General features: G+C 52.6%; 10 protein-coding genes. 6 read left to right on the forward strand and 4 right to left on the reverse strand.

Going from position 1 to position 11,791, the window contains the following annotated elements; translation table 11 throughout:
- Nucleotides 1-127: 127 nt before the first annotated feature.
- From gmtY to MLC70_RS01430, 5 genes are read left to right on the forward strand one after another with little or no spacing between them, the layout of a single operon-like run.
- On the forward strand, nt 128-1,507 hold the full coding sequence (gene gmtY / locus MLC70_RS01410; protein WP_092032529.1) for a gamma-mobile-trio recombinase GmtY: 1,380 nt from the start codon (nt 128-130) through the stop codon (nt 1,505-1,507).
- A complete protein-coding gene (gmtZ, locus tag MLC70_RS01415) occupies nt 1,497-4,796 on the forward strand; it encodes a gamma-mobile-trio integrase GmtZ (RefSeq protein ID WP_248181179.1) in 3,300 nt (1,099 codons plus the stop codon). The genes gmtY and gmtZ overlap by 11 nt, the downstream gene beginning before the upstream one ends.
- Nucleotides 4,789-5,424: a gamma-mobile-trio protein GmtX gene (gene gmtX, locus MLC70_RS01420; RefSeq protein WP_092032534.1), complete on the forward strand. Its 636-nt coding sequence runs from the start codon at nt 4,789-4,791 to the stop codon at nt 5,422-5,424. The genes gmtZ and gmtX overlap by 8 nt, the downstream gene beginning before the upstream one ends.
- A complete protein-coding gene (locus MLC70_RS01425; RefSeq protein ID WP_092032536.1) occupies nt 5,417-5,857 on the forward strand; it encodes a VPA1267 family protein in 441 nt (146 codons plus the stop codon). Before gmtX ends, MLC70_RS01425 begins: the two co-directional genes overlap by 8 nt.
- The gene (locus tag MLC70_RS01430) at nt 5,850-8,027 is read left to right on the forward strand and encodes an AAA family ATPase (RefSeq protein WP_092032539.1); all 2,178 of its coding nucleotides are present in this window, start codon (nt 5,850-5,852) and stop codon (nt 8,025-8,027) included. Before MLC70_RS01425 ends, MLC70_RS01430 begins: the two co-directional genes overlap by 8 nt.
- 503 nt (nt 8,028-8,530) lie before the next feature.
- On the opposite strand, the gene MLC70_RS01435 is transcribed toward MLC70_RS01430, so the two are convergent.
- The 3 genes from MLC70_RS01435 to MLC70_RS01445 are packed head-to-tail and all read right to left on the reverse strand — an operon-like array spanning nt 8,531 to nt 10,420.
- Entirely contained in the window at nt 8,531-9,238 is a 708-nt protein-coding gene (locus MLC70_RS01435; RefSeq protein ID WP_248181180.1) for a hypothetical protein, read from the reverse strand.
- A gap of 15 nt (nt 9,239-9,253) precedes the next feature.
- Complete coding sequence (locus MLC70_RS01440; protein ID WP_011786636.1) at nt 9,254-9,988, reverse strand: HupE/UreJ family protein; 735 nt, start codon at nt 9,986-9,988, stop codon at nt 9,254-9,256.
- Between the two features lie 48 nt (nt 9,989-10,036).
- Nucleotides 10,037-10,420 carry a hypothetical protein gene (locus tag MLC70_RS01445; RefSeq protein WP_041656491.1) on the reverse strand — a complete coding sequence of 128 codons (384 nt, stop codon included), beginning with the start codon at nt 10,418-10,420 and terminating at the stop codon, nt 10,037-10,039.
- Between the two features lie 80 nt (nt 10,421-10,500).
- Between MLC70_RS01445 and MLC70_RS01450 the strand changes: the two genes are divergently transcribed.
- A complete protein-coding gene (locus MLC70_RS01450; RefSeq protein WP_011786634.1) occupies nt 10,501-10,779 on the forward strand; it encodes a metal-sensing transcriptional repressor in 279 nt (92 codons plus the stop codon).
- Between the two features lie 31 nt (nt 10,780-10,810).
- Here MLC70_RS01450 and dmeF read toward each other — a convergent pair whose 3' ends face one another.
- Nucleotides 10,811-11,740: a CDF family Co(II)/Ni(II) efflux transporter DmeF gene (dmeF, locus tag MLC70_RS01455; protein ID WP_011786633.1), complete on the reverse strand. Its 930-nt coding sequence runs from the start codon at nt 11,738-11,740 to the stop codon at nt 10,811-10,813.
- Nucleotides 11,741-11,791: the final 51 nt, after the last annotated feature.

The following is an 11,791-nucleotide window of genomic DNA, read 5'->3' on the forward strand; positions in this document are numbered from 1 at the left end:
TAGTAGAATGAAGTTTCTGTACTAAAAACACCTTAAAAATCCCCCAAAGTTCCTAATCCGCACTTTCTTCTTCACTTTAATCCCACTATAGTACTATTAAAAACATACTACAGATACGAGAAAAAATGTGCTTAATAGTGTTTGTCTGGAAGCGAACATCAGAGTAGATAACACCGGACTCCAGGTCAGTCTTCCGGTAATCGTGACGCACGATGGCCTGTTGAGAAGCTATCTGGACTATTTGATCGTCCATCGGAACAAGTCACGGAGCTGGAAAGACAGAAGCGCCTTCGCAGTCCGGCTTTTGATCGATTACACAAAGCAAAACGAGGGCTGTTTTGATAAGCACTATCAGCTTTTCCGAGAGTTTTCCAACAGCCTGTACACGGGAACGATTGGTGAAAACGGTAATGACCCCAGTTGGTTGCGTTGGAAGCCACGCTCAGACAACGATGCAGCTTTTCTTATCAAGCTCATTACACACTACACAGACTGGTTGGCTAAGCAACACGAAGAGAAAAAATACCAGATAAACCCGAAGGTTAAACCAACCCGTTATGAGGAATGGATGGGCTTGGCAGCCCATTATCAGAAAAAGCGCCGTGCCTTTTTCTCCCATCTTTGGGCAAGCAAGCCGGACCCCTCTTATTTTCGATATGTCATGCCCAGGAAGGTTTCTCGCTCAAAAGGTACCGAAAGCACGAAAAGTTTTCCGGAAGGACGGATTGATGATTTGCGTTGGGACGGATTCGTTCGATACGGCTTCGAGACCAGCGATAGGATTCATGAGCGGCTCGACCTGAAAAATGTACTGATCACCATGTTGATGCATTATGGAGGGCTTCGGCTCAGCGAGTGCTTCCACCTTTGGGTAGAAGACATTATCCCTTGGGAGGATGGAACGGCGCTCGTCAAAGTTTTTCACCCCGAAAAAGGGAAGCTAAGTCCGAACAGCCCAAGTAGACGTGAAGAGCTGCTTCAGCGGTTCGGACTAAAGCCCCGATTCGAGTATCCGAAGTCTCACACCCTGCATGCAGGATGGAAAAATCCGAAGGAGGATAACGAAGACCTCCACTTCATGACGGTTTGGTGGTTTCCGCAATCTGCCGGCGAAACTTTCAATGAGCTATGGCGGTTGTACTTGATGTATCAGCGGTATTCGGATGATGGAATGCATCCGTTTGCGTTTACAACTCGCACTGGCGCTCCTCACTCGATTAAAGGCTACAACCAGTCGCTCAAAAGAGCAGTAGAGCGGGTCGGCCTACCATTTTCAAAAGAAGCTGGAACAACGGCCCATGCCCATCGTCACTCATACGGGCGGGCTTTGTCTGACGCCAAATCCAGTTCCCTGATCATTAAAAACGCGCTGCATCATAAATCAATAGAAAGTCAGCAGGTATACACCGAACTCACTGAGAAACAGATGCGGGCGCATTTGAAGAGACTCTCACCCGAACAGCATCCGATATCTGCAATTTCGAGAGGACTCTCGCATGACGACTAAATACGCCACCTACGCCGAAGCGTCTGAGGCCGCGCAGAGACTGGGCTTTACATCACAACCTGAATACAACAAGGGCTACCGGCAAGACCCCAGCCTGTCGAGCGCTCCTTATAAAGCCTACGCTGAGGACTGGGTAGACTGGTACGATTTTCTCGGTACAGAGCGTCCCGGCGAGAAATACGCCACCTACGCCGAAGCGTCCGAGGCCGCGCAGAGACTGGGCTTTATATCACAATCTGAATACGCAAAAGGCTATCGGCAAGATCCCAGGCTGCGGAGCGCCCCTGATAAAGCCTACGCTGAGGACTGGGTGGACTGGTACGACTTTCTCGGTACAGAGCGTCCCGGCGAGAAATTCTACGCCACCTACGCCGAAGCGTCCGAGGCCGCGCAGGGACTGGGCTTAACATCACTATCTGAATACCTAAAAAGCTACCGGCAAGACCCCAGGCTTCCGAGCGCTCCTGATAGAGCCTACGCTGAGGACTGGGTGGACTGGTACGACTTTCTCGGTACAGAGCGCCCGGGCGAGAAATACGCCACCTACGCCGAAGCGTCCGAGGCCGCGCAGGGACTGGGCTTAACATCACTACCTGAATACAAAAAGGGCTACCGGCAAGACCCCAGTCTGTCGAGCGTTCCTGATAAAACCTACGCTGAGAACTGGGTGGACTGGTACGATTTTCTGGGTACAGAGCGTCCCGGCGAGAAATTCTACGCCACCTACGCCGAAGCGTCCGAGGCCGCGCAGAAACTGGGCTTAACATCACGACATGAGTACAAAAAGGGCTACCGGCAAGACCCCAGTCTGCCGAGCGATCCTGATAAAATCTACGCTGAGAACTGGGTAAGCTGGCCCATGTTTCTAGGAAACGAAAGCGCCTTTGACCCTGAATTGCTGACCATTTATCCGAGGATTTGGGAAGCCATCCAGCGTTATGTGGAGGCAGGCACAAACCAAGCCGCCAAATACTCACATTTGAGGGCTTTTCTCAGGGTCTACGTGGCGGGGCAGAAGCTGATCGACGATCCTGGGGCCATGCTGTCGAGGGACATCCCTTTTAATGAGAGTGCTTATGAGGCTTTTGTTCACGCAACGGGCGATACCGTAAAAAAACCTAGGCATAACATCTGTGCGGATTTTCTCGAATGGGTTTTGAAGAATTATTGCGCGGATGTGGATGATGAGGGCGAGCTGATTTTCCTGCCAGGATTCCGCAACCCCTTACGAACGGTGCTCAAGGGCCTGCTGGATCAGTTTCCCAGCTACCGACGGAGCGAGTCCAACAAACCGCCGCTGCCCTTGGACGCAATTCTGCGAGCCAAAGGGCATCTGATTCCGCCTGACGCAACATCGTTCCGAGACCTCTACTCGCTGCACCCGTTTTTAGAAGATTGTTGGTTTGAGGTTGATCCAGAACTGATCGATGAGAATGACCCAAACTGCATTTATCGAACCGTGACCAAGGACAGAAAAAAGCAGGATGGTGAGCGGTATTTTGAGGAAGCTTACGAACTTTGGTCGCCGGTCAAAATTGTGGCGAATTACGTGCTGTTATCCATGCCCCTTCGAGGCCAACAGATATGTTGGCTGGACAGCGGTGAGGGAGATGAGTTTATTCCAGTTTTGCGTGAGGGGAAGGTTTGCTGGGTCAAAAATATCAGCCACCTTGCCACTCCGAAGCGCAATCAGGGCTTCCTGAGAAGGGGTGAGGAAGGCGAGCTGAGCTCTTACATCACAACGAATAAAACCGGAAAAAAACTCGGTGGCTACAACATTCCCTTCATGCCAGATGGCTTAGCTTACTGGATCATTCAACTGCGGGACTGGCAATCAAAATACAACCCCATCGATGAGCTGACGCCTTGGACCAAGATCAAACTTCGGCACCCGACCAACAAGGACATTCTCAAGAGACGGGGTAAACAAGCGTTTCTTTTCCGCGACCCTGCCTCATTGGCTTGCGAAGAAAAAGTGTCGCCGATGTTCACAACAACCACCTTCGCGCGCACCTTGCCGGCCCTGCTTTTCCATAGCCAGAGCCCCGGTGAGGATCTGGCTGAGCGAATTCAAAAAAAGAACAGCGTGGACTACAAAAGCCAGTTCACCCCCCACGCCTTACGGGTCAGTCTGATTACGGCTTATATTGTCGATGGGCGAATGTCCATCGCCGTGATCTCGAAGTTGGTTGGCCATGCGTCACTCGTAATGACGATTTACTACACGAAAGTTGGCCATAGCATGATGCGAAAGGAATTGGCTGCTGCCGAGAAACGGGCGCTCGAACAAAGTCTGGACCGCTACCAGGACCTCATCATTCAGAAGAAGATCGATGAGGCTAGATCAGAACTCATCGCCACAGATCGAACCACTCTGGATCAGTGTTTGAATTCAAACTGGCCAGCCGCCGCCTTTCAATTGATGAGTATCGGAATTTGTCCCGTGGGCGGGGCCAAGTGTGACCAAGGTGGTGAGCCGTTGGTCGAGCGGAAACAAGAGGCCTTTTACGCGCCGGTTCCCAGCGGCTATCTGGGAACAAGAAATTGCCCACGATGCCGGTTCTTCATCACGGGCCCAGCTTTCCTTGGTGGCTTATCGGCCATCGTCAACGAAATTATTCTCGAAATTAACGTCATCCGTAAGGAATACCACGAGCTTGAGGAACAAAGGCAAGCGTTCGATGATGAACGCTACGATGCTGAGAGTGCAGGCAAGATGTTTGGGAACGAAAGAAAACTCAAAAAAGTCACTGCTGCTTATGAAGAAAAAGCCAGAAAACTCGACATGCTGGCGTGCGATCTTCAGCACTTATATCGGCTCATCACTCAATCTACGGAACTCTTAAACAAAACTGAGACGGATAAACAGCAATTGATTGTCAGTGAAAACTACGTGGAAATGGATATGCATCTGGACGAGCAGCAAAGCGATTTCAGGCTATTGGCTGAAGTGTGTGCGAACGCCGAAATCTACGAAAGCGCAAGTGCGTCCAGGGCACAGCCTTTGCTCACTCAGATGTTAGATAAACTTGCTGACACCAATGGGATCGCTCCGGCGATGTTCAGGCTAACCGATGACCAACAGCTACGCGCTGCCAACCAGGTTGTTCAATTGCTCATGAAGCAAACAGGGAATGACTGGCACCTTGCTGACAGCTTGGTGAACGGTCAAATCTCGCTAGAAGACCTTGCTGAACCGTTGAAATTCGGCGACATACGCAAAGAGATCGAATCGGTCATGAACGGGTCTCTGAAATTCCCGCTAGGAATCGAGATCTGCGATGAGTGATCCAAACGAAGTCTACGAGGCGGTTCTGAGCCAACTAAAAAGCGCTCGCTCGAGAAAATCTCTGGAAGCGCTGCATGAAGTCTGTCAGGAGCATCATAGTTCGGGTGCCGTTGATTTTAGAATCGCAACGATTGCCAAGCTTGGCGCGAATCGTGGGGTTCCAAGTACTCAAACGATTCGGAATAAAACAGGCGAACCGTATCGAGCTGTGATTGATGCATGGCGGGTCCTTGGCGATGAGAAGAAAAAAGAGGTCAAGGGTCGAATTACTCCGTCTGGAAAGTACGACTGGGTGAATGAGCTCGGAAACGCAACTCATCGTTACCTTGTCCTCGACCTGATTGCCCAGGTACGCCACCTGAAAGCCGAAAACAAAGGGTTTGCGTCGATTAAAAAGCTGGAAATTGATTGCCGTTCCGGTTCGGAAGCTGCGGTTGAATCGCAACTTCCAAATTTCCTGAGTCATGAGTTGGACGCACTGAAGGAAGCAATTTCTGATGAGTTCCTGATGCGGCAGGGTTGGGTTCGAGGGGAACGTGGAAGTATCAAGGACCAAAACGGCAAGGTGATCTTCCGTAATGGCTTCGTTGACGTCATTGAAAAAGTGCTGAGTTTAAAGCATGTCTAATGGACAAGAGAAAGCTCGCCAGAACCTCGTTGGCTTCCAACGCTGGGCGGCCACGCAAACGGACGAGGATTTTGAGCAAATCGTTCACCGGGGCCAGTTAAACCGTGGCGAGGTAGCGAAAGCCATTGGCATCGGCAAAAGCGCTCTGCGTCAGAATCCAGCCATCAAGGAGGCCCTGGAAACGTTAGAGCAAGGTCTACGTGAGCGGGGTGTGCTGCCACCACTCACTCAGGAGGCTTCGGTTCAGAGGTCTCAACCCAAACGCTATGATCCCACGGTCAACCAGAAAGCTTTGGAGTCCCGGCGTCTCTCGGCACTGGAGCAGGAAAACATCGAGCTGAAAGCTCGTGTGGCAACCCTCGAAGCCAAGCTCAAGCGTTATGGCGAGCTATCGGAGGTCCTAACCGAGTTCGGGGTAGCGCCCGATGCATGAAGACTATTTCCGTGTTACCAGCTGCCAACACAGTGGCTCAAAGTATACGATCTTCACAGGCGTACCTCTCAAAGCCGACAGTTACATAATCAATTCGGGCAAGTACATTGTCAGCATCCGATGCGAAAACCAGTCTCTACCGATCCAGCCGTCGGTGGGGCAGCAGTGGCGGGTTCGCGGCCAGCGGGCCCTTGAGGCCGTCCAGGCGGGCGGTTATGAGCTTCAGCAGCATCTGTATAACGATCCGGCTGAGATGGAATGCACGCTGCCGGAAACGGGTGAAGCGCTCATTCGCTTCATCGCTACCGAGAAAGACTTCACTGGAATTGGTGAGTCGAAAGCTCGCGCCCTCTGGGAAGCCTTCGGGAGCGACCTGCACCCGTTGCTCCAATCGGACACGGAAGAGCACAGAGAGCGTCTGAGAGACGTTCTGAGCGACGCCTCAATTGAAGCCCTGCATAACGGCTACGCCAAGTATCGGAATCTCGCACACGCGAACTTGCTCGCTTCACTGGGCATTCCGCTGCGTATTCAGCAGCGTATTCTCAAATATCACGATGAGCGCACTGTCGATATCCTAAAAGCCAATCCCTGGGCTCTGCTGGGCTTTGGGATGCCGTTCGCCGACATCGATGCGATGTCCGAGCAATTGGGCTTTGAGAAATCAGCTCCGGTGAGGCTCGCAGCTGCCCTGGAAAGCGCAATCCGCAGGCAGGTCGAAAAAGGTCACACCTACGCAACGCATCAAGTTTTAAGGCCCGAGATCATAAAGCTTCTGGGCGATAAAGACCTGGTTGCCGAGGTCTTTGCCAATGGCTATCTCAATGGCCAGTTCATTCTCAGGCCGCAGACCGGCACCTATCACCCGACTGCACAGATAATAATGGAATCGGTGGTCGCCAAGCGGCTCAAAACACTGGCAACCATCACGGACGAAGATGAATCCGTTTTCAAAGCACTGACCGAAGCCGCCCGGGAGTTGCCTTACGATCTTACTGAGCATCAACTGGAGGCGGTTGAATCCAGTCTCACCAACGGTGTGTCCTGCATTACGGGCGGTGCCGGTACTGGAAAAACCACGGTGCTTCGGACCGTATTAAAGGCTTACGCCGCACTGGGCTATGAAATACACGCCGTGGCGTTGTCTGGGCGGGCTGCCATGCGACTGCACGAAAGCATCGGTTTTTTCACCATGACGATTGCTCGCATGTTGCGGGAGGAGCCGATCTCACCCTCTCTGGTTCAGCCCAAGCACCTCTTGGTTATCGACGAAAGCAGCATGATCGACCTGCCGACCATGTACCGGATCGTCACGCACCTTGATCCGTCGGTACGTATTATTCTGACGGGCGACCCAAACCAACTGCCGCCCATAGGCTGTGGCAAAGTCCTCTCAGACATAATCGAATCTGGCGCAATTGCCAATGTTGAGCTGAATATCGTGAAGCGTCAGGAAGGCTCAACGGGTATCCCTGAATACTCTGCCACCATCAACCGAGGCGATGTTCCTCCATCGTTATCATTTGGTGCAATCACGTTCCACGAGACGCCTCCGGAGCGTGTAGTCGATAAGTGCAAGACCCTGTATGCCGAATCCGCTCACAATACCCAGATTATCGGTGCAACGAAGGCCCTGGTTGGCGAGTTAAACCTGGAATGTCAACGGCTAATCAATCCAGGCGGCCAGAGGCTGGAGTTCAAGCTGCATGGGGATGATTTCTTTATTGATCTGAGGGTAGGCGACCCGATCCTATTCACTAGGAACAACTATACTGTCGGCATCCAGAACGGATCTCTTGGTGTCCTATCCTCAGCAGACCGCGCTTTTCAAGGCGACCAGGAGACATTTGGTGTCGTAACTCTGGATACCGGAGAGGAGATAGACATCACCGAGGATGTGTTCGACTGCATGGAACTTGGCTATGCGATCACGCTCCACAAGGCTCAGGGTAGCCAGTTCCCAAGAATTATCGTGGTAGTACAGAAGGGCCGCATTTCCGACCGAGCATGGCTTTACACCGCGATTACCCGCGCCGAGGCAGAAATCCATATTGTTGGGCAAGTTAGCGATTTCGAGGTAATAACAAAAGCGGAAAGCCATGCGAATCGGCGAGCGAGTTTTTTGAGAGAACTACTGACAGAGAGGAAAAGGGATTCGGGGGTTGTCTGACAGAGCACTACCCCCTCATCGCCGGTCGCGGCCAATGGGGCCTCAGGCTGTGCCGCATTTCCAGCTTAGCGGATCATCCCTGGTCCTTAAATACCTCTGGTGAATCGCCGCTTGCGGCGAGAAGGCAGAGCCCTGTTCCTGTTCATCAAATTGTGTTCATGAAAGCACTTGAAGCGATCCAAAACGTTTGTTTCTAAACAAAAGCGGACATTTGCAGCTCTCAGCTTCGAATCGGCTTTCGATTCACTTTTGAAGGCTGGTATCGCTTAATCGGATGCACTAACGATAAAGTGGAATAACTATTCCGACCCGGCGATCACCGATGATATGGAAAATTATGAATAACGCGGTATTTCAGTAGCCTAATTAATTGCTGTATGCATGACATTCATGAGCTGATTCATAACCTCTGGTTTTGCTCCATTTCATGAACCTTCGCTTCTTCTCGCAGCCGGCCATTGTCTGACCGGCTCCAAAAAAAATTGCAATTTATGCCTGCGTGATCAAAGCATTTTCTTCAGTTGTCCGTAGTCTCCACCGGTACGAAGGACGAGAGTAATGTCATTGTCATTCCGGTTTCTGAAGAACCAGCCATGGTTGCCGGTAAAAGCGGCTTCCAGTTGGCCTTCGTCTTCCGGTACGCCCCGGCCTTTCTCGTATGAAATTGACTGGCCGCCTCCATCGCCATGGGTATCAAAGTTGATTGGGCCACCCTCGGATACCCAAGAGAAGCGAGCCACAGCACCTTCTTCCATGGTGAGCTTAAACTCAGTACCTTCGCCAGGCGTAAGAACCACTCGCACTTCGTCCTGCCATTGTGTTTCTGCAGGTGCTGGTTCTGATGCTTGTTGTTCTTGCACGGCCGCAGGTTCTGGTTCTGGTTCTGGTTCTGGCTCTGGGGCAGCTTCCTGAGCGGGTTCTTCGGCTTCAGGCTGTACTGCTTCGGTTTCCTGCTGATCGCTTGAGGATTGCACGGCAACCATCTGTGCCTCCTCGTCAGCGGCAGCTTCATCAGCCAGTTGTTCCTTGATTTCGCCCATTTCGGTCAACCCCAGCAATCTGCCGGCACCGGTCGGGTCCAGGGCGTACTCGGCGGGCATGACCACGGTCACCAGCAGAATCAGCGCCACAATAGCTGCGATGATGGTTGATCGAATAAGTTTGGCAGTGCTGGGCAGTTCTTCACGGTTGGGTATATCGGTGTTGTACATAGCAAATCTCCAGAATCAGGCGACAAAGTAACCCGTAAGCTGATAGCCAAAGAGCAGGAAACCTGCACTCATCATGGCAACGTTGGCTGTATAGGCGTGGCGGAAAAAGCCGTCGGTTTTACGCCAGAAGCTGATGGCAATCAGGATCATGGCCAGGGCGATCAACTGTCCGATTTCCACGCCCACGTTGAAGGCGAGGAGGTTCGGAATCAGGCCGTCCGGCGAGATGTCGTATTCGATGATCTTGGTGGACAGGCCGAAACCATGGAAGAACCCGAAAATCAACGTGGCGGCCTTGGTGTTGGGCTGGAAGCCAAACCACCGCTGGTAGGCACCGATGTTGTCCAGTGCCTTATAGACGATGGACAGGCCGATAATCGCATCAATGATGTAGCTGTTGATGCCCACATTGAAGTACACCCCCAGCAGCATTGTGGTGGAATGCCCCAGGGCAAACAGGCTCACGTAGATCGCGATGTGCTTCATTTGGTAAAGGAAGAAAATGACACCCAGCAGGAACAGCAGGTGGTCATAGCCGGTGACCATGTGTTTGGCCCCCAGATAGATGAACGCAATAAGGTTTATCCCGGTAATTTCCTGGATGTAGCCCCTGTCGCCCTGAGCGACTGCGTGGGCAAGCACATCGGTACTCATACCCAGAAAGCCCAGGGTCAGAAATGTCCAGAACAGACGACTGCCTGTGCCCGTTGAGGGCACACCACGGCAACCGCCAAGCAAGCTTGACAACATAAAGACTCCAATTGAATTTGTTTTCTCGGGCCACGTAAGCGGCAAGAATCAAGCGGGAATAGAGGCTTTTGGAGGGCGTTCAAGCCGATAGCGCAAACTGCGGGGAGAACCTCCGGCAAAGGGCACGGGCTGCCGGAGAACGGTCAGGCTTTGGGAAACAAACGGAACCCTGAGCTGGTCCACGGTCTCGTGAGTATGATTGCCAGCATCATGATGCACTGAGGATGTCTCTGGCTCTTCGTCAAAATCGTGGGTGTGTCCATGCGCACCATAACTGCCTGGGTGGCCGTCAGGCTGCGATTCCCAATCGCCTGCCAAGTTGGCCACACCGTGAGAGAATGACTCGCCAATCACCGACAGCGACAGGCCCGCCAATGCGAACAGCATGACGAGCGTCGGAAGCAGTTTTCTTTGATGGAGGGCCGAAATCATCAGTCTCAATGGTCGAGTCGGTGGTTGGATTTCAACGAAGCAAGAGGATACCATCCCCCCACGGGGGATAGGAATTAAACATGATAAATGATCACACGCATCAATCGCATCCGAATATCATCAAACGCCTGAAGCGGGCCAACGGCCATCTTGAAAGCGTGATTGGCATGATGGATCAGGGGAAGCCCTGCCTGGAGCTGGCACAGCAGCTTCACGCTGTGGAAAAGGCCATCCAGCAGGCCAAGCGCGTCTTGGTACAGGACCACATTGAACACTGCCTGGACGATGCCATCGGACCGCTGGAGCCGGAGCAGCAGCGGCGCGTCGACGAGTTCAAAGCAATCGCCCGTTATCTTTGATCTCGTTACTCTCTAATTTGCGTTCTCTCCGTTAATCACAGCGAAGAGGTTCCACCGTCACGTGGACCAGGGACTGGCAGTGTGCCTGAATGCGCTCCTTATAAACTGCGGGCGACTCGGGCTGATGCGAGACGACTGAGACAATAGCGGCATGAATGTTTGGGCCTATTGCCCACACATGCAGATCACTGACTTTGGCATCGTCGTCTTCGACGGCCTCTTTAACAGCGTCCTCCATGTCCTGATGTTGCTCGTCGAGAAGGATTTTTGAGGTGTCTCTTAAAAGTTGCCAGGACCAACGGGTTACCAGAATCGCACCGATAATCCCCATCATCGGGTCCATCCAGTTCCACCCGGCATATTTACCCGCCAGAAGGGCAACAATGGCAAGGACTGACGTCAACGCATCTGCAAGCACATGCAGGTAAGCGGCCCGTCGGTTGTGGTCATGGTGATGATGGTGGTGACCGTGATTATGCCCGTGACTGTGACCATGGTCATGACCTGCATCCCCCAGTATCCACGCTGACACCCCGTTGACCACCAGGCCTATGATGGCCACAAATATGGCCCCATCGAAAGAAATGGGGACGGGCTGGATAAAACGCCCAACACTCTCGATGACCATGTAGAGCGCAAAGACAGCCAGCAGAATGGCTCCGGTAAAGCCGCCCAGCGCATTGACCTTCCCCGTCCCGAAAGAGAATCGGGCGTTGCCTGCGTTTTTCCTGGCGTATGCATAGGCGAAGGCGGCAATACCCAGGGCCACCGCGTGCGACCCCATGTGCAGCCCATCGGCCAGCAAGGCCATCGAGCCATAAACGATCCCGGCCAGGATTTCCCAGACCATCATCGCCAGCGTTAGGCCCACCACGATGAGCGTTCGGATTTCTCCGGGGCGCTTCCGATCCTGGCCAAAGACATGCTTATGTTGCCAATGATCGAGTCGTTCGTGGTGCATCACAGTGTTCCTAGCGTGGCTGATGATTTGGTAAGTCTGGGGTCAAAACCA

The organism is Marinobacter goseongensis, assembly GCF_023156235.1.
In the GTDB taxonomy this organism is placed as follows: domain Bacteria; phylum Pseudomonadota; class Gammaproteobacteria; order Pseudomonadales; family Oleiphilaceae; genus Marinobacter; species Marinobacter goseongensis.

What these genes read in the sequence shown, in the direction of transcription:
- MLC70_RS01450 (WP_011786634.1), top strand. Translation starts at nt 10,501, where the DNA reads ATGATAAATGATCACACGCATCAATCGCATCCGAATATCATCAAACGC.
- dmeF (WP_011786633.1), bottom strand. Translation starts at nt 11,740, where the DNA reads ATGCACCACGAACGACTCGATCATTGGCAACATAAGCATGTCTTTGGC.
- MLC70_RS01445 (WP_041656491.1), bottom strand. Translation starts at nt 10,420, where the DNA reads ATGATTTCGGCCCTCCATCAAAGAAAACTGCTTCCGACGCTCGTCATG.
- MLC70_RS01435 (WP_248181180.1), bottom strand. Translation starts at nt 9,238, where the DNA reads ATGTACAACACCGATATACCCAACCGTGAAGAACTGCCCAGCACTGCC.
- MLC70_RS01430 (WP_092032539.1), top strand. Translation starts at nt 5,850, where the DNA reads ATGCATGAAGACTATTTCCGTGTTACCAGCTGCCAACACAGTGGCTCA.
- gmtX (WP_092032534.1), top strand. Translation starts at nt 4,789, where the DNA reads ATGAGTGATCCAAACGAAGTCTACGAGGCGGTTCTGAGCCAACTAAAA.
- gmtZ (WP_248181179.1), top strand. Translation starts at nt 1,497, where the DNA reads ATGACGACTAAATACGCCACCTACGCCGAAGCGTCTGAGGCCGCGCAG.
- MLC70_RS01440 (WP_011786636.1), bottom strand. Translation starts at nt 9,988, where the DNA reads ATGTTGTCAAGCTTGCTTGGCGGTTGCCGTGGTGTGCCCTCAACGGGC.
- MLC70_RS01425 (WP_092032536.1), top strand. Translation starts at nt 5,417, where the DNA reads ATGTCTAATGGACAAGAGAAAGCTCGCCAGAACCTCGTTGGCTTCCAA.